Source organism: Pseudomonas fildesensis (assembly GCF_001050345.1).
In the GTDB taxonomy this organism is placed as follows: Bacteria; Pseudomonadota; Gammaproteobacteria; order Pseudomonadales; family Pseudomonadaceae; genus Aquipseudomonas; species Aquipseudomonas fildesensis.
Map to the genome: position 1 here is coordinate 124,499 of NZ_LFMW01000012.1, position 21,526 is coordinate 146,024.

21 protein-coding genes are annotated in these 21,526 nt (G+C 59.2%); 5 read left to right on the forward strand and 16 right to left on the reverse strand.

The features are described from left to right. The 9 genes from ybgC to ACR52_RS17800 form a co-directional block, all read right to left on the reverse strand. Nucleotides 1–456 carry a tol-pal system-associated acyl-CoA thioesterase gene (gene ybgC, locus ACR52_RS17760; protein ID WP_048727038.1) on the reverse strand — a complete coding sequence of 152 codons (456 nt, stop codon included), beginning with the start codon at nucleotides 454–456 and terminating at the stop codon, nucleotides 1–3. A 139-nt stretch (nucleotides 457–595) separates the two neighbouring features. Further along, nucleotides 596–1,654 (reverse strand): Holliday junction branch migration DNA helicase RuvB, encoded by a 1,059-nt coding sequence (gene ruvB / locus ACR52_RS17765; RefSeq protein WP_048727040.1) that lies wholly within the window; start codon nucleotides 1,652–1,654, stop codon nucleotides 596–598. Further along, complete coding sequence (gene ruvA, locus ACR52_RS17770) at nucleotides 1,655–2,266, reverse strand: Holliday junction branch migration protein RuvA (protein ID WP_048727042.1); 612 nt, start codon at nucleotides 2,264–2,266, stop codon at nucleotides 1,655–1,657. Between the two features lie 67 nt (nucleotides 2,267–2,333). Continuing rightward, nucleotides 2,334–2,858 (reverse strand): crossover junction endodeoxyribonuclease RuvC, encoded by a 525-nt coding sequence (ruvC, locus tag ACR52_RS17775; RefSeq protein ID WP_048727044.1) that lies wholly within the window; start codon nucleotides 2,856–2,858, stop codon nucleotides 2,334–2,336. 166 nt (nucleotides 2,859–3,024) lie between these two features. Next, entirely contained in the window at nucleotides 3,025–3,771 is a 747-nt protein-coding gene (locus tag ACR52_RS17780) for a YebC/PmpR family DNA-binding transcriptional regulator (RefSeq protein WP_048727046.1), read from the reverse strand. Between the two features lie 149 nt (nucleotides 3,772–3,920). Beyond that, on the reverse strand, nucleotides 3,921–5,696 hold the full coding sequence (gene aspS / locus ACR52_RS17785; RefSeq protein WP_048727049.1) for an aspartate--tRNA ligase: 1,776 nt from the start codon (nucleotides 5,694–5,696) through the stop codon (nucleotides 3,921–3,923). 107 nt (nucleotides 5,697–5,803) lie between these two features. Then, nucleotides 5,804–6,025 (reverse strand): FmdB family zinc ribbon protein, encoded by a 222-nt coding sequence (locus tag ACR52_RS17790; RefSeq protein WP_048727052.1) that lies wholly within the window; start codon nucleotides 6,023–6,025, stop codon nucleotides 5,804–5,806. Nucleotides 6,026–6,194: 169 nt separating this feature from the next. Beyond that, nucleotides 6,195–6,536, reverse strand: a complete 342-nt coding sequence (locus ACR52_RS17795) for a ribbon-helix-helix domain-containing protein (protein ID WP_048727053.1) — start codon at nucleotides 6,534–6,536, stop codon at nucleotides 6,195–6,197. Nucleotides 6,537–6,716: 180 nt separating this feature from the next. Further along, complete coding sequence (locus tag ACR52_RS17800) at nucleotides 6,717–7,190, reverse strand: Dps family protein (RefSeq protein WP_003193874.1); 474 nt, start codon at nucleotides 7,188–7,190, stop codon at nucleotides 6,717–6,719. A gap of 428 nt (nucleotides 7,191–7,618) precedes the next feature. On the opposite strand from ACR52_RS17800, the gene ACR52_RS31605 reads away from it, so the two are divergent. Then, on the forward strand, nucleotides 7,619–8,221 hold the full coding sequence (locus tag ACR52_RS31605) for a cold-shock protein (protein ID WP_048727057.1): 603 nt from the start codon (nucleotides 7,619–7,621) through the stop codon (nucleotides 8,219–8,221). An 83-nt stretch (nucleotides 8,222–8,304) separates the two neighbouring features. Here the strand turns inward: ACR52_RS31605 and ACR52_RS17810 are convergent, their stop codons facing one another. Both ACR52_RS17810 and ACR52_RS17815 read right to left on the reverse strand, forming a co-directional pair. Further along, the gene (locus tag ACR52_RS17810; protein ID WP_027605535.1) at nucleotides 8,305–8,511 is read right to left on the reverse strand and encodes a SlyX family protein; all 207 of its coding nucleotides are present in this window, start codon (nucleotides 8,509–8,511) and stop codon (nucleotides 8,305–8,307) included. Nucleotides 8,512–8,514: 3 nt separating this feature from the next. Continuing rightward, nucleotides 8,515–8,940 (reverse strand): HIT domain-containing protein, encoded by a 426-nt coding sequence (locus tag ACR52_RS17815; RefSeq protein ID WP_048727061.1) that lies wholly within the window; start codon nucleotides 8,938–8,940, stop codon nucleotides 8,515–8,517. A 743-nt stretch (nucleotides 8,941–9,683) separates the two neighbouring features. On the opposite strand from ACR52_RS17815, the gene ACR52_RS17820 reads away from it, so the two are divergent. Further along, a complete protein-coding gene (locus ACR52_RS17820; protein WP_048727065.1) occupies nucleotides 9,684–10,976 on the forward strand; it encodes an OprD family porin in 1,293 nt (430 codons plus the stop codon). A 180-nt stretch (nucleotides 10,977–11,156) separates the two neighbouring features. On the opposite strand, the gene ACR52_RS17825 is transcribed toward ACR52_RS17820, so the two are convergent. Then, on the reverse strand, nucleotides 11,157–11,999 hold the full coding sequence (locus ACR52_RS17825) for a mechanosensitive ion channel family protein (protein WP_048727068.1): 843 nt from the start codon (nucleotides 11,997–11,999) through the stop codon (nucleotides 11,157–11,159). Nucleotides 12,000–12,135: 136 nt separating this feature from the next. Then, nucleotides 12,136–12,621, reverse strand: coding sequence for a YajQ family cyclic di-GMP-binding protein (locus tag ACR52_RS17830; RefSeq protein ID WP_048727071.1), 486 nt, complete (start codon nucleotides 12,619–12,621; stop codon nucleotides 12,136–12,138). Nucleotides 12,622–12,744: 123 nt separating this feature from the next. Here ACR52_RS17830 and ACR52_RS17835 point away from each other — a divergent pair, with 123 nt between their 5' ends. The 3 genes from ACR52_RS17835 to ACR52_RS17845 are packed head-to-tail and all read left to right on the forward strand — an operon-like array spanning nucleotide 12,745 to nucleotide 16,326. Continuing rightward, the gene (locus ACR52_RS17835; protein ID WP_048728160.1) at nucleotides 12,745–13,662 is read left to right on the forward strand and encodes a putative 2-dehydropantoate 2-reductase; all 918 of its coding nucleotides are present in this window, start codon (nucleotides 12,745–12,747) and stop codon (nucleotides 13,660–13,662) included. A 46-nt stretch (nucleotides 13,663–13,708) separates the two neighbouring features. Next, nucleotides 13,709–15,745 (forward strand): sensor histidine kinase, encoded by a 2,037-nt coding sequence (locus ACR52_RS17840; RefSeq protein ID WP_048727073.1) that lies wholly within the window; start codon nucleotides 13,709–13,711, stop codon nucleotides 15,743–15,745. Between the two features lie 2 nt (nucleotides 15,746–15,747). Then, entirely contained in the window at nucleotides 15,748–16,326 is a 579-nt protein-coding gene (locus ACR52_RS17845) for a cob(I)yrinic acid a,c-diamide adenosyltransferase (protein WP_048727076.1), read from the forward strand. Nucleotides 16,327–16,462: 136 nt separating this feature from the next. Here ACR52_RS17845 and ACR52_RS17850 read toward each other — a convergent pair whose 3' ends face one another. The 3 genes from ACR52_RS17850 to secA form a co-directional block, all read right to left on the reverse strand. Beyond that, on the reverse strand, nucleotides 16,463–17,407 hold the full coding sequence (locus tag ACR52_RS17850) for a Nudix family hydrolase (RefSeq protein WP_048727078.1): 945 nt from the start codon (nucleotides 17,405–17,407) through the stop codon (nucleotides 16,463–16,465). A gap of 20 nt (nucleotides 17,408–17,427) precedes the next feature. Beyond that, the gene (gene argJ / locus ACR52_RS17855) at nucleotides 17,428–18,645 is read right to left on the reverse strand and encodes a bifunctional glutamate N-acetyltransferase/amino-acid acetyltransferase ArgJ (RefSeq protein ID WP_048727082.1); all 1,218 of its coding nucleotides are present in this window, start codon (nucleotides 18,643–18,645) and stop codon (nucleotides 17,428–17,430) included. 122 nt (nucleotides 18,646–18,767) lie between these two features. Then, complete coding sequence (secA, locus tag ACR52_RS17860; protein ID WP_048727085.1) at nucleotides 18,768–21,503, reverse strand: preprotein translocase subunit SecA; 2,736 nt, start codon at nucleotides 21,501–21,503, stop codon at nucleotides 18,768–18,770. Nucleotides 21,504–21,526 lie beyond the last annotated feature (23 nt).

The window sequence follows — 21,526 nt, forward strand, 5'->3', positions numbered from 1 at the left end:
CTAAATCTCCTGCTTTGATTGTTTACCCGCGCCGCTCACGGCAGCAAAGGCCGCACGTAGAGTTTCGGGAATGGCCCGAGGTTTCAAACTGTTGGTGCGCACACACGCCACCAGGAACTGCCCCTCACAGAGCAGCGTTGCATCCGACGCCCGCCTGACTTGCTGTTTAAAGCGCAGGCTGACACGGTTCAATTCGATTACTTCTGCGCTGACCAGCAGCTCATCGTCGAGCCGCGCCGGCGCGTAATAACGCGCCTCGCTGGAATGCACGACAAACAACAGGTCCTCCCCTGCAAGCGTGGATTGGGCAAAGCCCAGCTCCCGCAGCCGCTCGGTTCGAGCCCGCTCCATGAACTTGAGGTAATTGACGTAATACACGATGCCGCCAGCATCGGTGTCCTCGTAATAAACGCGACAGCGATGTGCGAACGACTGATCCCCGTTTTGCGCGCGCATACTCTAGTGCTTACTCCTCAGGTTGCCAATCCGGTCAGGCAACTGTTTTTTCATTCAATGAAACATTTCCTGTGACTGAATGACGACGCCAGCCACTAGGACAGCACAAACCTTGAATAAATCGACCCGCGTGGTCTTTTTAATCGTCTACTGCATCGAGGAATTCGTCTACCACGGGCATCTCACCCAATCGTGACGGAATGTTTAACCCGAAGTGCAGATAGGCATGCCGAGTCACCACCCTGCCCCTCGGCGTACGCATGATGTAACCCTGCTGGATCAGGTACGGCTCCAGCACATCCTCAATGGTATGACGCTCTTCACTGATGGCGGCCGCCAGGCTGTCGACACCCACCGGGCCACCGTCGAACTTCTCGATCATGGTCAAGAGTAGACGTCGATCCTGGTGATCGAAGCCATGCTCGTCCACATCCAGCAGGTTCAAGGCCAGGTCGGCGACGGCCTTGGTGATATGCCCCTGGGCACGCACTTCGGCAAAGTCGCGCACGCGGCGCAGCAAACGGTTGGCAATCCGCGGCGTGCCACGGGCCCGGCGGGCGATTTCAAACGCGCCTTCCGGGTCCAGCGGCAGGCCGAGGATGCTCGCCGAACGGCTGACAATGGTCGCCAGGTCCGCCGTGCTATAGAACTCTAGACGTTGAACAATGCCGAAACGGTCTCGCAGCGGGTTGGTCAACATACCCGCGCGCGTCGTCGCGCCCACCAGGGTGAACGGCGGCAGGTCGAGTTTGATCGAGCGGGCCGCAGGGCCTTCGCCGATCATGATGTCGAGCTGGAAGTCTTCCATGGCCGGGTACAGCACTTCCTCAACGATCGGCGACAGCCGGTGGATCTCGTCGATAAACAGCACGTCATGGGGTTCCAGGTTGGTCAGCAAGGCTGCCAGGTCGCCCGGACGCTCCAGCACCGGGCCAGAGGTGGACTTGATCGACACGCCCATTTCCTGGGCGATAATGTTGGCCAGGGTGGTCTTGCCCAACCCTGGCGGGCCGAAGATCAAGGTGTGGTCCAAAGACTCATTGCGCCCCCGCGCGGCCTGGATGAACAACTCCATCTGCTCGCGCACGGTGGGCTGGCCGATGTAGTCGGCCAGGCTCAGGGGGCGGATAGCCCGGTCCTGGACTTCTTCACGGTCACGGGGGCCGGTGGCCGCGATCAGACGATCAGCTTCAATCACTTAAATCATTCCCTTCAGGGCTCGGCGGATCATGTCTTCGCTGCTCAGGTTCTTGTCCTTGATGGCCGATACTGCCTTGCTGGCCTCCTGCGGCTTATAGCCCAGGGAAATCAGCGCGCTGACCGCATCGCTCTCGGCGCTCGCAACCTGGCCCGCCGGCATGTCCGGCTGATTGGGCACCAGGGCAAACATGCTCGGCACCACTTCCCAGGCCTTGAAGCGGTCCTTGAGTTCCAACAGCAGGCGCTCGGCGGTTTTCTTGCCCACGCCCGGCACCTTCGTCAACGCCGAGGTGTCCTGGGCCGAAACAGCACGTACCAATTCATCCACTTCCAGGCTCGACATCAGTGCCAACGCCAGCTTCGGTCCGACGCCATTGAGGCGAATCAATTCGCGGAAGAAATCGCGGTCACGCTTGCCAATGAAACCATAGAGCAAGTGCGCATCTTCGCGTACCACCAGGTGGGTGTGCAAAGTCAGCGGCTCACCAATCGACGGCAGGCGATACAGAGTGGTCATGGGCACTTCCAGCTCATACCCCAGCCCGTTTACATCCACAATCAGGTGCGGCGGCTGTTTCTCAGCCAGTGTGCCGCGCAAGCGTCCAATCACGGTTCAGATCCTTAAAGCTTGGGGTCAGATCAAGGCCTGACCGAAAAATACGATTGCGCTGATGCTATCAGAGACGCAGGCGCCCGCCACGACTGCGTGCCGTGCCCAGGCCGTGAGGCAGCAGACTGGAACGGGTGTGGGCATGGCAAATGGCGATGGCCAGGGCGTCGGAGGCGTCGATCTGCGGTTTGGAGGTGAGCTTGAGCATGTGCATGACCATCATCTGCACCTGCTCTTTATTGGCCGCGCCGGTGCCGACCACCGCTTGCTTGACCTGGGTCGCGGTGTATTCGGCGATTCCCATGCCCTCCTCGGCGCCAGCCACAATGGCGGCGCCACGGGCCTGGCCGAGTTTCAGCGCCGAATCGGCGTTCTTGGCCATAAAGACCTTTTCAATGCCCATGGTCACGGGTTTGTAGGTCTGGATCACTTCACGCACGCCGCGATAGACGATCTGCAGGCGCTCGGCCAACTCGCCCGCGCCGGTGCGGATGCAACCCGAGGCGACGTAAACGCAGCCGCGCGGGGTGTGTTGCACCACGCCAAAGCCGGTGATGCGCGAACCGGGGTCGATACCTAGGATTAAAGTCATAACGCCTGCAGTTTTGTGGATACACATAGATCCAATGTGGGAGCTGCTTTTGTGGCGAGGGAGCTTGCTCCCGCTCGACTGCGTAGCAGGCGCAGGCTTTGGCACCCCAGCGGGAGCAAGCGCCCTCGCCACAAAAGCCCGCTCCTACATTGGCTTTTCTTCGTTCTCAGGTGAGCTGTTCGGCCACTTCTTCCGGAATGTCGGCATTGGAATAGACGTTCTGCACATCATCCAGGTCTTCGAGCATATCCAGCATCTTCAGCACTTTCTGCGCGCCGTCCAGATCCAGCTCGGCACTGGTGGTCGGCAGCATCACGATTTCCGCGTCGGTACCTTTGAAACCAGCGGCTTCCAGCGCGTTACGCACCGCATAGAAGCCTGCGAACGAGGTAAACACGTCAATGGAACCGTCTTCGTTGGTCACCACGTCGTCGGCATCCGCCTCCATCGCAGCTTCGATCAGCGCATCTTCATCCACACCCGGCGCGAAGGAAATCTGCCCCTTGCGCTCGAACAGGTAGGCCACCGAACCGTCGGTGCCTAGGTTGCCGCCGCACTTGCTGAACGCATGGCGCACAGCTGCTGCGGTGCGGTTGCGGTTATCGGTCATGCACTCGACCATCACCGCCACGCCGCCCGGGCCGTAGCCTTCGTAGCTCAACTCGACCATGTCGTCGGTATCGGCGGCGCCGGCACCACGGGCCACGGCCCGGTCGATGATGTCACGGCTCATGTTGGCGCCGAGGGCCTTGTCCAGCGCCAGGCGCAGACGCGGGTTGGAGCCCGGATCACCGCCACCCTGGCGCGCAGCGACGGTCAGTTCGCGAATCCACTTGGTGAAGATCTTGCCTTTCTTGGCATCCTGACGCTCTTTGCGGTGCTTGATGTTCGCCCACTTGGAATGGCCAGCCATAACACAACTCCGAAATTCTCTAGAAACCTTATCAATCCCGCCCCAGGCCGGACCTCTTTCTTTAAAGCACAGCCCTTGTAACGCAAAGGCGCATCCGAAGATGCGCCTTTAAGACTGCGTAAACCTCAGTGCGCTTTCACGCAGCAGCCTTACTCAGCCTTCGGCGTCTCGCGCAGACGGATATGCAACTCGCGCAATGCCTTGGCATCCACCACACCCGGAGCCTGCGTCATGACGTCGGCAGCACTCTGAGTTTTCGGGAAGGCAATCACTTCACGGATCGACTGGGCGCCGGTCATCAGCATCACCAGGCGGTCCAGGCCAAAGGCCAAGCCACCGTGGGGCGGCGCGCCGTATTTCAGGGCGTCGAGCAGGAAGCCGAACTTCTCTTCCTGTTCCGCTTCGTTGATGCCCAGCAGACGGAAGACCGACTGTTGCATTTCCTTGCGGTGGATACGGATCGAACCGCCACCCAGCTCGGTGCCGTTCAACACCATGTCGTAGGCACGGGACAGAGCGCCAGCCGGGTTGGCTTCCAGCTCTTGCGGCGTGCACTTCGGCGCGGTGAACGGGTGGTGCAGAGCGCTGAAGCTGCCGTCGTCGTTCTCTTCGAACATCGGGAAGTCGACTACCCACATCGGTGCCCACTTGCAGGTCAGCAGGTCCAGGTCGTGGCCCAGCTTGATCCGCAGTGCGCCCAAGGCTTCGCTGACGATCTTCGATTTGTCGGCACCGAAGAACACGATGTCACCGTCAACCGCGCCAACACGATCCAGGATCACATTGAGGTTGGCTTCAGGGATGTTCTTCACGATTGGCGACTGCAGGCCTTCAACGCCTTTAGCGCGCTCGTTGACCTTGATGTACGCCAGGCCCTTGGCACCGTAGATGCCGACGAACTTGGTGTAGTCGTCGATCTGCTTGCGCGGCATGCTCGCGCCGCCAGGCACGCGCAGGGCGGCGATACGGCATTTCGGGTCGTTGGCCGGGCCGCTGAATACTTTGAAATCGACGTCCTTGAGCTGGTCGGCCACGTCCACCAGTTCCAGCGGGTTACGCAGGTCTGGCTTGTCGGAACCGTAGCGGCGCATGGCTTCTTCGAAGGTCATGTGCGGGAATTCGCCGAATTCCAGGTCCAGCACTTCCTTGAACAGGTTGCGGATCATTTTCTCGGTGAGGCCCATGATCTCTTTTTCATCGAGGAAACTGGTCTCGATGTCGATCTGGGTGAATTCCGGCTGGCGATCAGCACGCAGGTCTTCGTCACGGAAGCACTTGGCGATCTGGTAGTAACGGTCGAAGCCGGCCACCATCAGCAATTGCTTGAACAGCTGCGGCGATTGCGGCAGGGCGAAGAAAGAACCAGGGTGGGTGCGGCTCGGCACCAGGTAGTCACGCGCGCCTTCCGGGGTGGCCCGGGTGAGGATTGGCGTTTCGACGTCCAGGAAGCCGTTTTCGTCGAGGAAGCGGCGGATGCTGGTGGTCATGCGCGAACGCAGACGCAGCTTCTCGGCCATTTCCGGACGACGCAGGTCCAGGAAGCGGTAGCGCAGGCGAGTTTCTTCGCCAACGTCGGAATATTCGTTCAACGGGAACGGCGGGGTTTCCGACTCGTTCAGCACTTCCAGTTCATAGCCCAGCACTTCGATCGCGCCGGACGCCATGTTCGGGTTCACCGCACCGGCCGGACGCAGGCGAACCTTGCCGGTGATCTTCACGACGTACTCGCTGCGCACGCGATCGGCGGCGGCGAAGCTCTCGGCGCGATCCGGGTCGAACACCACCTGGGCCAGACCATCACGGTCACGGATATCGAGGAAGATCACCCCGCCGTGGTCGCGGCGACGGTGAACCCATCCGCAAAGAGTGATTTCCTGACCTTCCAGGGTCTCGTTCAGTTGGCCGCAATAGTGGCTGCGCATCATGGTCGTGGTTTCACTTCTCGTAATTCGAAATTCGGTGGAGGCCTGCCTCGTCACCGTACATTTAAGCAGGGGACGGATAATGCAGGAGCCTGCGCGTAGAGTTCAACTCAGTCAGCTTTGTCGCCGCCCGCCAGATTCTTCTTCGAGCCGGTCTTGAAATCGGTCTCGTACCAGCCGCTGCCGCTCAGGCGGAAGCCCGGCATGGACAACATCTTCTTGAGCTCCGGCGCCTTGCAGGCCGGGCAATCGACCAACGGCGCGGCGCTGATCTTTTGAATGGCTTCCAACTGATGACCACAGGAAGCACATTGATAGTCGTACATGGGCATGGAGATGTCTCGGCGATCAGAACGTTACTGCGCCACGCTTGCCCAAGGAGTAAACCCGGGCATGCGCAGCAAAGCGCGGGATTATATCTGGTAAATCGAGGCAGCGCAGCCGGCTTTCTGCCCGGAGCCTTGCCCGCCTGGACAGCGGACCGGCCCCGGAACTGTCGAATTACCCAGGGTCCAACGAGGCTTCACGGCCTTTTAATACGTGAACCACGCACACCACCCTGACCAGGCCACTGAAGTTCTTCACCCCTCCATAACGCAAGTGCACTTCCCGATCGACATAAGACAGCAACGCGCTGACCGAGCAGGCATTGATCCTGGCTATTTCCGTGAGGATATTCCAATAGATCTGTTCCAGACGCAGACAGGTGGAAAAACCATTGAGCCTGACTGATCGGGACAATGGCCTGGCCAGCCCCATGTCGAACCCTTTAACAAAGGGGTCGACCTTCAACTTATGAAAACCACAGGTTTCCATCACTCCATTACCCACTCCACGTGACATACAACTGACACTCCATTGCCAAACAACAGCCCATGGGTTCTCCCATTGGACAGTGGTCCTATAGAACAGCAGGAGCCAACAGCTAGCCAGAAGACGTGGATTTGAAAGGCGTAGGACAACGCCAGGAAATGCGCGGAAACAAGCAAACGGCGCCAGGACGGCGCCGCTCAGACTCGATATTTACTGATTTTCGAGCAGGGAACGCAGCATCCACGCGGTTTTCTCGTGAACTTGCATACGCTGGGTCAACAAGTCGGCTGTCGGCTCATCGCTGACCTTGTCCAGCAGCGGGAAGATCCCACGCGCAGTCCGCGTGACCGCTTCCTGGCCCGCCACCAACTGCTTGATCATCTCTTCTGCACTCGGCACACCCTCTTCTTCCTTGATAGAAGACAGGCGGGCATAGATCGAATAGGCACCCGGCGCAGGGAAACCCAGGGCACGGATACGCTCGGCAATGGAATCCACCGCCAGCGCCAGCTCGTTGTACTGCTCTTCGAACATCAAGTGCAGCGTACGGAACATGGGGCCCGTGACGTTCCAATGGAAGTTGTGGGTCTTCAGGTACAGTACATAAGTATCGGAAAGTAGTCGCGAAAGCCCGTCGACGATGGATTTACGATCTTCTTCACTGATACCGATATCGATTGCCATGTTTATCCCCTTCAATTGACAAGCATTCATTGATCAGGTGCAGGACCACTCTAGCAAGAGTGCCCACCTTGTGCAGCCCGACACACCCTGGCGACGTGCGGCAAATCGCCCCGCTCGTGCTCGCCGGCCTGCGTCAGGCAAGGCCTTGCGCGCCATAGGAAATTTCTCTGGCACCGCTCAAAAAGCCCGCAACTGTCTAGGACAAGCGTTTGCCACAGAAATGCCCTGCTCACCTGCAACACTCGCAAATGCTTGATTTGAGTAGGCACAGCCTTTGCTGTTAAATAGACGGGGTGTCGCTGCCGTTCTTTTCTTCGGCCAGCGCATAGGCTGATACCCGCGCACGTGCTCACCGCCTCCTATTGTTCAGAAGCGAACCGTGCCAGTCAGCTCCTCCTTGTGATCCGTCTTAACGTGAGTCAATCAAAATGTTGAAAATCGTCCACCTGCTAACGGGCGTTGCAGCTTTGCTGCTGTCCTTTATCCCGAGCCTGCAGCCTGAAAGCCTGCCCTACCTGCAACAACACGACGCTCTGTACCTGGCCTTGTTCGGCCTTCTTAACCTGACGCTCGCACCTGTCATTCCTTACTGGAACAAAGGCACCCGTCATCAACTGCAAAACCTGGTCAGCGCGCTGCTGGTACTGACCGTTGTCGTTCAAACCCTCACCCTCCTGGCACCTATGCCTGAAGTGGGCGGCCACCCGGCCATCCTGCTCAGCCTGGTGATTGCGCTGGTCGCCATCGTTCTTCATCTGGCCATCAGCTTCTACCGTTCGTCCCCTGCGGCCTCGTCGCAAAACTACGACATGACCAACCGGGATACCGGGACCGTCAAGTGGTTCAACACCTCCAAAGGCTTCGGCTTTATTTCCCGCGATTCGGGCGACGATATCTTCGTCCACTTCCGGGCCATCCGTGGCGAAGGCCATCGCGTCCTGGTCGAAGGCCAGCGCGTGGAATTCTCCGTAATGAACCGCGACAAAGGCCTGCAAGCTGAAGATGTAATCGCCGCGCTCCCGCGTCGCTGACTCCAGCTTTCGCAGCAAAAAAACCGCGATCCAGCGTTGACTGGATCGCGGTTTTTTATGCGCGGCTATTAATTGCGGGGCAATTAATAGTGCGGCGGTGGCGCCTCTTCTTCGGAGGTCTCGAACTGTCCACCCATTTCTTCCTGACGCTTGAGCAGCGCCGTCATCTGCAGTTGCAGGCGCTCGACCGCCCGCTGCTGGGCGACCAGGATGTCATTGAGGGTTTCAATGGTGTCGTCCTGGAATGCCAGACGGCTTTCCAGGTCCGTCACACGGTCTTGCAAATCCATGGTTCAGTCCTGCGCAAAAATAAAATCGGCAGGTAACAACTCACGCATGCGCGCGCGAATAGCCGCTACCTGTTGTTCAGTATAAGGCTGCGCCGGGTGCTTGCCCCATACCGGAGCAGGCCAGGCAGCGTCATCGCGCCTGCGCACGATCACATGCACATGCAGTTGGCTGACGACGTTACCCAGTGCACCAATGTTCATCTTGTCGGCGGCCAAGCCCTTGTTAAGTAACTGCGCCAGGGTGGTGGTTTCCTGCCACAGCGTTTGTTGATCTAGGACATCCAGCTGAAACACTTCGCTGATACCGTCGATGCGTGGCACCAGGATGAACCAGGGGTAATTCGAGTCATTGGACAGCAGCAGGCGGCACAGCGGGAAGTCCCCGATGGCCACTGTATCTTCTTGCAGGCGTTGATCTAAGGCGAACACCGCGGGCACTCCATTCGGCTGGTCAGTTTCAGGGCCTCAGCATACCTTCGAATGCTCTGCGCTTCACGGCGATTGCCGGCATACCGACGCGGCCAGATAAAAAACATGCACCCTTTCGAGGCAGACGATTATTTGAGCTACGCTAACTCGGGCCTCAACGGGATGCACCAAAATGACTCACCTGTGCTTCAAAGGGATCCGCCGATTACCCACTCAGAGGGGTCAACCGGTAACGTTTCTCTCAGACGGAGGATTTATGCCCCACTTCGCAGGTGCTACGAGCGGGCGTCAAGCCCAAACCAAACGGCGCAAAAAGCCCGTACTTATGCGGTTTTTACACTGGTTTCACGCTTTTCACGAAAAAATGACATTCGGTTATCGGTTTGGGCGCGCTTGTTGCATTCAACCTCATATCGTCGGCAACGACACCCGTGCGGAAGCAGGTGTTTCGCGATAAAACACAGCAGCGTTTCAATGCGTACCAAGGAAGAATTCAAACTGTAAGAGGGTTTGAAAACAGCATTGAAGTTGTCAGTCCGGTTACATTCGGGCTGTGAATTTGCGACATGGAGCTAGCAATTTACGACAGCCTCGTAAAGAAGCTGAAAGGAAAGATAGGCAAGTATCGTCAATAGGGTCTGCGTGATATAACTTTGCGCCGACACAAAAAAAGAAAGAGCCGCCCAGACAAAAATACAGGTGGGACGGCAGTACTCTTCCTAAAACCAAAGGAGCAAATCACGATGCGCGTGATGAAGTGGAGCATGATCGCCCTGGCTGTTTCAGCAGGCACCTCGCAGTTCGCAATGGCGTCCGCCCAAGACGATTCCAAGGGCTTTATCGAGGACAGCACAGCCAGTATTCTGACTCGTGCCCTGTACTTCAGCCGTGACCGCCGTAACCAAGGTGCAGAACAAAGCCGTATAGAGGAAACCGGTCTCGGCTTCCACGGTCTCTTCAGCTCGGGTTACACCCAAGGCACTATCGGTGTCGGTGTAGATGTGATCGGCCTGCTGGGCGTCAAACTCGACAGCGGCAAGGGTCGTGCCGGCACCGGTCTGTTCCCAGAGGGCTCCGATGGCCGTTCGCAGGACGACTATTCCAAAGGCGGCGCTGCAGTCAAGTTCCGCATTTCCAATACGGTCCTGAAGGTCGGTGATCAATACACCACCGCGCCAGTGTTCGCTTCCGATGACAGCCGTTTGCTTCCGGAATTGCCGCAAGGCGTCTCTATCACCAGCAACGAAATCAAAGACCTGAAACTGGAAGCCGGTCACTTCACCTCGATCGTTGCCCAAGATCAAACCTACAAGGACAGTATCTCCAGCTCCGAGCCTGGCTCAAGCCGTGGCCTGCGAGACGCCAACTTCGTGGGCGGTGTTTACGCCTGGTCTCCAGAGTTCACCACCAGCCTCTACTACTCCAAAGTGGAAGACTACTGGAAGAAACTCTACGCCAACGTGAACTGGACCCACGCACTTAGTGACGACCAATCCGTGGCTGTCGACTTCAACATCTACGACACCAAGAGCGACGGCGCAGGCCTGGTACGTGCTGACAAAGACAGCACTACCAAGCTCGACAACCGCGCGTTCAGCTTGCAAGGTGCGTACACCATTGGCGCTCACACCTTCACCCTGGCAGCCCAGAAGGTCAGCGGCGACGGCCAATACGGCTACGGCGTAGACGGCGGCGGCACGATCTTCCTGGCCAACTCCATCGCCCGTTCCGACTTCAACGCCGAAGGCGAGAAGTCCTACCAGGCACGTTACGACATCAACATGGCTACCTTCGGTATTCCTGGCCTGAGCTTCATGACTCGTTACGTGAAAGGTACCGGCGCCAACATCGCCAGCACTAGCAACGGCAAAGAGTGGGAACGCGATATCGAAGCCAAATACGTGATCCAGAGTGGCCCGGCCAAAGACCTGAGCCTGCGCGTACGCCAAGCGACCTATCGCTCGTCTGATCAGGTTTACTCGGGTTCTCTCGACGAACTGCGTCTGATCGCGCAATACCCGTTGAACATCTTGTAACTGGCTGTTTGATTACAACGATGACTTAAGGCTTCGGCCTTAACTAAAAAGCCGCTCCCTTGTTTGCAAGGGAGCGGCTTTTTTATTGCAGTTTTATTTCCATAGCAAAGTAACTAGCAAGCTAACTATCTAGACTAAACCCTCGTATTGAACCTGGCCTGTCGGCCAACTTAAACACCGTTACTTAGCTACCGCTTCCTGCATTACACGAATAACCCGCTGCGGAAAGGGAATATCAATCCCTGCCGCTTTCAAGCGGTCACGCGCCAGCTCATTGAGCATGAACACCACGTCCCAATAATCCGGGGTATTGGTCCAGCAGCGCAGAGAAACGGTGATCGAGCTATCGCCCAAGGTCGACACGACTGCCACGGGTGCCGGGTCGGCCAATACGCGCGAGTCTTTCGCCAGTTCCAGCAAGACTTCACGGGCTTTCTGCAGGTCAGCCTCATAGTCCACACCCACATCAAACACCACCTTGCGGGTAGGCTGACGGTTGGTGTTGGTGATGATGCCGTTGGACAGGATGCCGTTAGGCACGATCACAGTCTTGTTGTCGCCGGTACGCAGCACGGTGTGGAAAATCTGGATGCTGTCGACGGTACCTGATGTGCCCTGGGCTTCGATCCAGTCGCCAATGCGGAACGGGCGGAACAACAGAATCAGCACACCACCGGCGAAGTTGGCCAAGCTGCCTTGCAATGCGAGGCCAATGGCCAGGGTAGCAGCACCGATCGCCGCGACGAACGAAGTGGTTGCCACGCCGATCATCGAGGCCACACTCACGACCAGCATGACTTTCAGCGCGATGTTCGCAAGGCTGGTGATGAAGTGCTGCAGCGCCAGGTCCGCGTTACGGATGGCCAACAAGCGCCCCACCCGGTGGGTCAGTCGGTTGATAAGCCACCAGCCAATGGCCAGGGTGATCACCGCCAGCAAGAACCGGCTGCCGTATTCCATGATCATCGGGATCCATGACTGCGAAGTCTTGATCAGGTGATCCATTTCAGCGTTCAAATCCATCTACATTCTCCTGTTTACCGGGTGTGCGGCTTGATTGACTGCTCACTAACGCAATTGAGCCCCGTAGGGCTCAATGGTAGACGCAGGTGCTGGGGCGTGGGACGTCAAAAACGCCCACAGGTTCCCCGAAGTGCCATCAGTCGCGGAAGTTATTGAACTGCAGCGGCATGTCGAAAGTCTTGGCGCGCAGGGCCGCGATGGCGTCTTGCAGGTCGTCACGTTTCTTGCCGGTGATACGCACCTGCTCGCCCTGGATGGCGGCCTGGACTTTGAGCTTGGCATCCTTGACGTGGGCGACGATCTTCTTCGCCAGCTCCTTGTCGATGCCTTCCTTGAGTACGGCTTCCTGCTTCATCAGTTTGCCGGAGGCGTAGGCGTCTTTGATTTCAAGGCACTGCGCGTCGATCTTGCGCTTGACCAGGGACAGCTTGAGGATCTCGATCATCGCTTCCAGCTGGAAATCGGCTTCAGCGGTCAGGTTGACGGTCAGCTCCTTTTCCTTGAATTCGAAGCTGCCCTTGCCTTTCAAGTCATAGCGACGGTCCAGTTCCTTGACGGCGTTCTCGACGGCGTTGGTGACTTCGTGTTTGTCCAGTTCGGATACCACGTCGAACGAAGGCATGTCATTTCTCCAATATAAGGGGCGGGCTCAGTAGAGATGGAGCGCGCCCAAGCTAAAATGCCGGAGCATTATAACGGTTCTTTCGCCCCGTTCACTGTGAGCGATCCCACGGAGCAAAAACAGATGTCGACCACCTGGCATATTCTCGGCGCCGGCAGCCTTGGCACACTCTGGGCCACCCGCCTCGCGCGCGCCGGCGTGCCCGTGCGGCTGATCCTGCGCAATGATGCGCGCCTGGCCAGTTATCAGGCCGGTCCAGGGCTGACGCTGGTCGAGCAAGGCGTCGAACATAGTTATCCAGTGATTGGCGAAACGCCTGACAGCCCCGAGCCGATTCATCGCCTGCTGGTCGCGTGCAAAGCCTACGACGCCCAAAGCGCCATCGCACAGCTGCAACATCGCCTCGCGCCGGACGCCGAACTGGTCCTGCTGCAAAACGGCCTCGGCAGCCAGGACGCAGTGGCCGCGCAGTTGCCCCAGGCCCGCTGCATGTTTGCCTCCAGCACCGAAGGCGCGTTTCGCGATGGCGACTGGCGCGTGGTATTTGCCGGCCATGGCTACACCTGGCTGGGGGACGCGACCCATCCCACTCCGCCGCTGTGGCTGGATGACCTGCGCGCCGCCGCAATCCCACACGAATGGAGCACGGATATCCTCACACGCCTGTGGCGCAAGCTCGCCCTCAATTGCGCCATCAACCCGTTGACCGTGCTGTACCAATGCCGCAACGGCGGCCTGCAGGCGCACCAATGTGAAGTCGCGACCTTGTGCGCCGAATTGACCGAGCTGCTGGAATGCTGCGGCCAGCCTGCCGCCGCGCAAGACCTGCACAGTGAAGTGGAACGGGTGATCCAGGCCACGGCCGCCAATTACTCATCGATGTACCAGGACGTGGCCAACGCCCGGCGCACCGAAATCAGCTACCTGCTGGGCTATGCCTGCCAGGCGGCCGCCCGTCACCAATTGGTCCTGCCGCACCTGCAACAGGTTCAGACTCGCCTCGTCGAGCAGTTGATTGCACGCGGATTGCCCAGCGACTGAGGCACGCGCTACCCTGCCCACTTGTCTATTGCCTCGGAAAACCCTGATGCCACTGCGCCAGCGACTTGAAAACCTCCCGGTTGGGCAAAAGTTGCTGGCCGCCCTGCTGGTGCTGTTGACCACCGTCTTGCTGGTGGCCAACCTGACATTTATCAGCGCGGCCTACTGGATCTCCCAGGAAAGCATGGCGCCCCAGGCGTTGCAGGCCATCGGGCGCCTGGTATCCAACCCGGCCCTCGCCGCCGAAGCCCTCGAATCTCCCGACAAAGCAAACGCACTACTCAATGAGCTGACCAGCTATTCGCCGCTGCGCGCCGCCGCGTTGTACGACGCTGAAGGCAACCGCCTGGCGCAGATGCAACACGGCGACCGCCTGCACTTGCCGGACAACTATCGGCACATCGAAGCCTGGCGCGTGACCGAGTTTCGCAGCAACCAAGTGATCACCCTGCCCCGCCCCGGCTTGCCTTCCGGGCATTTGTTGCTGGTGGCCAGTAGTGAGCTGCCGGTGGCCTTTTATACCGGCACGCTGACCGCCAGCCTGGGCATCCTGATTTTCAGTGTGCTGCTGTGGCTGATCATCGCCCGGCAAATCAAACGCCTGATCACCCGGCCGATTCACGAGTTGGAGGAACTGTCCCGCCAGGTGACCCGCGAAGAGAACTACGCCCTGCGCGCCGGCCGTGGCAACCATGACGAAATCGGCAGCCTGGCTGAGGCCTTCAACACCATGCTGTCGCGCATCGAAGCCCGCGAGCAGCAGCTCAAGCGCGCGCGCGACGACTCCCAGGCCGCCTATGACCAGGCCCAAGGCCTGGCCGAGGAAACCCGCCATACCAACCGCAAGCTGGAACTGGAAGTCCAGGTTCGCAGCAAGATCGAGAAAAAACTCACGGGGTTTCAGAATTATCTGAACAGCATCATTGACTCGATGCCCTCGGCGCTGATCGCACTGGATGAGCAGCTCTATGTCACGCAGTGGAACCAGGAAGCCAGCGCACTTTCCGGCACGCGCCTGGACGAAGCCCTGAACCAGCCGATTTACCTTGCCTTCCAACCGCTCAAGCCGTACCTGCCGCAGATCAAGGCCACGGTGGAGCAACATACGGTGGAGCGCATCGAGCGTGTCACTTGGATCAAGGACGATGAGCCCAGGCATTACGCCCTGACGTTCTATCCGCTGACAGGCGGTGCCGGGCGTGGCGTGGTGATCCGCATCGATGACATTACCCAGCGCCTGTCCCTTGAAGAAATGATGGTGCAGTCGGAGAAAATGCTTTCCGTCGGCGGACTCGCTGCGGGTATGGCCCATGAGATCAACAACCCACTGGGAGCGATCCTGCATAACGTGCAGAACATCCGTCGTCGCCTGTCGCCCGATCTGCCCAAAAACCTCGAACATGCCGAACAGGCGGGCATCGAACTGGAGACGGTCAACCGCTACCTGCAAGGCCGCGAAGTGCCGAAATTGCTCGACGGTATCCAACAAGCCGGTGCGCGGGCGGCGAAAATTGTCACGCACATGCTCAGTTTCAGCCGCCTGAGCAATCGGCAGATGGCACCCTGCGACTTGCCGGCGCTGATCGACCAGGCAGTGGAAATCGCCGGCAATGACTTCGACCTGGCCATTGGCTTTGACTTCAGGGGCCAGGCGATCACCCGCCAGTTCGACCCGCAACTGGGCCCGGTGCCCGGTACCGCCAACGAGTTGGAACAGGTACTGCTCAATCTGCTGAAAAACGCCGCCCAGGCGATTCACCTGCGCGAAGGCGACAGCGAGCCGGGACGCATCATCTTGCGCACTCGCCTGAACCCGCCCTGGGCCGAGATCCAGGTGGAAGACAACGGCATCGGCATGAGCGAAAACGTGCGCAAACGCACGTTCGAACCGTTCTTCACCACCAAGGAAATCGGCCAGGGCACCGGGCTTGGGCTGTCGGTGTCGTATTTCATCATCACCAACAACCACAAGGGCCAGATGGAAGTGCATTCCACCCTGGGCCAGGGCACCTGCTTCACCTTGCGCCTGCCCTTGGCCGGCAGCCAAATGTCCCCCGCTGAATTTACCCAACTGGAGCACTGACCATGGGCTTTCGCCTGTCGAAGATTTACACCCGTACCGGCGACAAGGGCGAAACCGGCCTCGGCGATGGACGCCGCGTACCCAAGGACCACCCACGGGTGGAGGCGATTGGCGAGGTCGATACGCTAAACAGTCAGCTGGGCTTGTTACTGGCGGGCCTTGAAGAACAGAGCGGCAAGCACCCTGAACTCAAGGATGTCATTGAAGTGCTGACACCTTGCCAGCATCGCCTGTTTGACTTGGGCGGTGAACTGGCAATGCCGGTCTACAAGGCATTGAATGCGGCGGAAGTGGATCGGCTGGAAGCGGCGATTGATCGCTGGAACGAGGAAGTGGGGAATTTGGAAAATTTCATCTTGCCTGGTGGCTCAGCGCTGATTGCCCAAGCCCACGTGTGCCGCAGCCTGGCGCGCAGTGCGGAGCGGCGGTGTCAGCATCTGAATGCGGTGGAACCGTTGGAAGGGGTTGGGTTGGCGTATATCAATCGGCTGTCGGATTTACTGTTTGTTGCAGCACGGGTGATCGCCAAGCGCCAGGGAGTTGCCGAGATTTTGTGGCAGGCCGCCGCAAAACCCCACTGACAGGACCGAAGATCGTTCCCACGCTCCGCGTGGGAATGCCTCTTGTGACGCTCTGCGTCACGCTTTGGACGCAGAGCGTCCGGGGCTGCATTCCCACGCGGAGCGTGGGAACGATCAACATGCGTTCAGAGCGACATCAATCTTGTGGCCAGAACGCTCGGATACCGGCCACACCTTGGGCTCCTGCTTCCCACGCCTTTTTCCGCTCCGCAGGCCCTACCCCGCCCAGCAGAAACACCGGCTTGCTAAACCCACGGATCAACTCTGCCGCCTGCTCCCAACCCAACGGTTGCGCATCGGGATGAGTCTGGGTCGGCTGCACCGGTGACAGCGTGACAAAATCCACGTCCATCAATTGCGCCAGCGCCAGTTCTTCGGCGTTGTGGCACGAGGCGGCCAACCAGCGATCCTTCGGCAGCGGCCGGCCTTTGCTCGCGTATTTACGCAGTTGTGTCGAGGTCATGTGCCAGCCGGCGGCAGGGAAATCCCCCAGCCACTCGAACGGCCCCTTGAGCATCAATTGCGCCTTGCCAGCACACAGGCCTACCGCGTCCACCGCTAGGTCACGGTATTTGGGGTCGTAGCCGTTGGGCGCGCGTAGCTGAACCAGCTTGATGCCGCCCGCGATGGCTTTCTGGATGCCACGCAATAACGTGGGGCTTTCCAACTCCCCAGGGGTGATCAGGTATTCGGCCGGCAGACGCGCGGCAGCGACGATCGGAGCGTTTGCCGCCGGGAACTCATAGTTGATGAGATCTCGAGGCGCAACCCACTCCAGCGGCTGACCCTCTGCACCGTGAGGCTCGCCGGTGAAGGCCGAGACTTCCCAGACATCCAGCAACACCTGCTTGTCCGGGTAATCATGCTGCACCTTGATCAGCGGCCGTGCCGTGGTGACCTGGATACCCAGCTCTTCCTGCAACTCGCGGGACAGCGCCGTGGCGACCGACTCGTCGGCCTCCACCTTGCCACCGGGAAATTCCCAGAGACCGCCCTGATGCTGGGTATCGGCACGGCGCGCCAGCAGGATCCTGCCGTCGACACCGCGGATCACCGCTGCTGCTACATGCACTCGTTTCACCGCGCTTATCCTCTTGGCTATCAGGTGCGGTATTCCGCATTGATCTTCACGTACTCGTGGGACAGGTCGGTGGTCCAGATGGTTTCGCTGCACTCGCCACGACCCAACTCGATGCGGATGGTGATTTCTTCCTGCTGCATCACCGCCGAGCCCTGAGCTTCAGTGTAGGTTTCGGCGCGCGCGCCACGACTGGCGATGCACACGTCGCCGAGGAACACGTCGATCTTGCTCACGTCCAGGTCCGGCACACCAGCACGGCCAACGGCTGCGAGGATGCGGCCCCAGTTCGGGTCGGAGGCGAACAGTGCCGTCTTGATCAGTGGCGAATGGGCCACGGTGTAACCAACATCCAGGCATTCCTGGTGGTTGCCGCCACCGTTGACTTCAACCGTCACGAACTTGGTCGCGCCTTCGCCGTCGCGCACGATGGCCTGGGCCACGTCCATGCACACTTCGAACACCGCGTGCTTCAGCGCTGCGAACAGCGGGCCGCTGGCGGAGGTAATTTCCGGCAGGTTGGCTTTGCCGGTGGCGATCAGCATGCAGCAGTCGTTGGTCGAGGTGTCGCCATCGATGGTGATGCGGTTGAACGACTTGTTGGCGCCATCCAGGATCAGGCTGTGCAGCACTTCACGGGAGACTTTGGCGTCGGTGGCGATGTAGCCGAGCATGGTGGCCATGTTCGGGCGGATCATGCCGGCGCCCTTGCTGATGCCGGTCACGGTGACGGTCACGCCTTCGTGCACGAACTGACGGCTCGCGCCTTTTGGCAGGGTGTCGGTGGTCATGATGCCCGTCGCGGCTGCCGCCCAGTTATCCACAGACAGGTCATCCAGCGCAGCCTGCAGGGCGCCTTCGATTTTTTCCACAGGCAACGGCTCACCGATCACGCCGGTGGAGTAAGGCAGCACTTGGCTGGCGTCCACGCCGGTCAGTTCCGCCAGCTTGGCGCAGGTGCGCGCAGCAGCAACCAGTCCTGGCTCGCCGGTACCCGCGTTGGCATTACCGGTGTTGGTCAGCAAATAACGAATCGGCCCGGCAACACGTTGCTTGGCGAGGATCACCGGCGCAGCGCAGAACGCGTTGAGGGTGAACACACCGGCGACGGTCGAGCCTTCAGCACAGCGCATCACCACCACATCCTTGCGCCCCGCACGCTTGATGCCGGCCGAAGCGATACCGAGTTCAAAACCGGCAACCGGGTGCAATGTGGGCAAAGGACCAAGACCAACAGCCATGAATGCGCTCCTTAAAAATAGGTGATGTCTGTGCCGTCGCGTTCGACGGTGAATTAATGGCAAAACGCCGCGACGGCTGAAGCCGGTCGCGGCGCGGGGTGTTGCAGCGTCAGGCAAAAATCTTAGTTGATTTCGCCGTGGCAGTGTTTGAACTTCTTGCCCGAACCGCACCAGCACAGTTCGTTGCGGCCCAGCTTCTGCTCGTTGCGAACCGGGGTTTGAGCCAGGGCCACATCGACCTCTTCGCCCAACACCTCAGGGGATTCCAGGCCCGGCGCTTCGTCGTGCTGGAACTGCATGCGCGCAGCCAGTGCCTCGGCGTCCTGACGCAGGCGAGCTTCTTCCTCGATCGGGTCTTCGCGACGCACCTGAACGTGGGACAGCACGCGAATCGAATCGCGCTTGATCGAATCGAGCAGTTCGGAGAACAGCGTGAACGACTCGCGCTTGTACTCCTGCTTCGGGTTCTTCTGGGCATAGCCACGCAGGTGGATACCGTGACGCAGGTGGTCCATGGTCGACAGGTGGTCTTTCCACAGGTCGTCGAGCACGCGCAGTACGATTTGTTTCTCGAAGGTGCGCAGTGCCTCGGCACTCGCCTGCTCTTCTTTCTCGTTGTACGCGGCCAACAGCTCGGTCATCAGCTTCTCGCGCAGCGTCTCTTCGTACAGGTGGTCGTCTTCGTCCAGCCACTGCTGAACCGGCAGTTCGACACCGAAGTCGCTCTTCAACGCGGCTTCCAGACCGGCAACATCCCACTGCTCAGGCAGGGACTGTGGCGGAATGTGTGCGCTGACGGTGGCGTTAAGCACGTCCTGACGGAAATCAGCGATGGTCTCGCCAATGTTGTCGGCGGCCAGCAACGTGTTACGCATGTGATAAATCACTTTACGCTGTTCGTTGTTGACGTCGTCGAACTCAAGCAGTTGCTTACGAATGTCGAAGTTGCGGCCTTCAACCTTGCGCTGGGCCTTCTCGATGGCGTTGGTCACCATGCGGTGCTCGATCGCTTCGCCGGACTGCATGCCCAGGGCCTTCATGAAGTTCTTCACCCGGTCCGAGGCGAAAATACGCATCAGGCTGTCTTCAAGGGACAGGTAGAAGCGGCTGGAACCGGCATCACCCTGACGACCGGCACGACCACGCAACTGGTTGTCGATACGGCGTGATTCATGACGCTCGGACGCGATCACCTGCAGACCACCGGATTCCAGCACGGCCTGGTGGCGTTTCTGCCAGTCGGCCTTGATCTGGGCGATCTGTTCAGGGGTCGGGTTGTCGAGGGTAGCCACTTCCACTTCCCAGTTGCCGCCCAACAGGATGTCGGTACCACGACCGGCCATGTTGGTGGCGATGGTCAGCGCGCCTGGACGACCGGCCTGGGCGATGATCTCGGCTTCTTTTTCGTGGAACTTGGCGTTGAGGACCTTGTGCTCGATACCTTCCTTGTTGAGCAGGTTGGACACGTGCTCGGAAGTCTCGATGGTAGCGGTACCCACCAGGATCGGACGGCCCTGGGCCATACCGTCCTTGATGTCGTTGATGATCGCCGCGTATTTTTCTTCGGCGGTCAGGAACACCAGGTCGTTGAAGTCTTTACGTGCCAGTGGCTTGTTCGGCGGGATAACCACCACCGACAGACCGTAGATCTGATGGAATTCGAACGCTTCGGTGTCGGCTGTACCGGTCATGCCGGACAGTTTGTTGTACAGACGGAAGTAGTTCTGGAAGGTCGTGGACGCCAACGTCTGGCTTTCGGCCTGGATGTTGAGCACTTCCTTGGCTTCGATGGCCTGGTGCAGGCCTTCGGACAGACGACGACCGGGCATGGTACGGCCGGTGTGTTCGTCAACCAGTACGACCTGGCCGTCCTGGACGATGTATTCGACGTTGCGATGGAACAGCTTGTGGGCGCGCAGGCCTGCATACACGTGGGTCAACAGGCCCAGGTTGTGTGCCGAGTAGAGGCTTTCGCCTTCAGCCAGCAGGCCGATCTGGGTCAGCATGTCTTCGACAAACTGGTGACCGGCTTCGTTGAGTTCGACCTGGCGGGTCTTCTCGTCGATGGAGAAGTGACCTTCTTTGGTCACGACGCCTTCCACTTCCTCGATGTGCTGCTCCAGACGCGGGATCAACTTGTTGATCTCGGTGTACAGGCGCGAGCTGTCTTCGGCCTGGCCGGAGATGATCAGTGGGGTACGGGCTTCGTCGATCAGGATGGAGTCGACTTCGTCGATCACGGCAAAGTTGAGTTCGCGCTGGAATTTTTCTTCCATGCTGAACGCCATGTTGTCACGCAGGTAGTCGAAACCGAATTCGTTGTTGGTGCCGTAGGTGATGTCGGCAGCGTAGGCGGCACGCTTCTCTTCCGGCGGCTGGAACGGCGTCACGACGCCGACACTCAGGCCGAGGAATTCATACAGCGGGCGCATCCAGTTGGCGTCCCGGCGGGCCAGGTAGTCGTTCACCGTCACAACGTGCACGCCCTTGCCGGACAGTGCGTTGAGGTAAACACCCAGGGTTGCCACCAGGGTCTTGCCTTCACCGGTACGCATTTCGGCAATCATGCCTTCGTGCAAGGTCATGCCACCGATCAACTGGACGTCGAAGTGACGCATGCCCATGACACGCTTGCCGGCTTCACGGGCGACCGCAAAGGCTTCGGGAAGCAGCTTGTCGAGGGTTTCACCTTTGGCTATGCGGGCCTTGAACTCTTCGGTCTTGGCGCGCAATTGCTCGTCCGAAAGGGCAACCATCTGCTCTTCGAAGGCATTTGCCAACTGCACCGTCTTGAGCATGCGTTTAACTTCGCGCTCATTCTTGCTTCCAAAAAGTTTCTTTAACAAAGGCGCAAACATATCGGCAGGTTCTTCCACACATA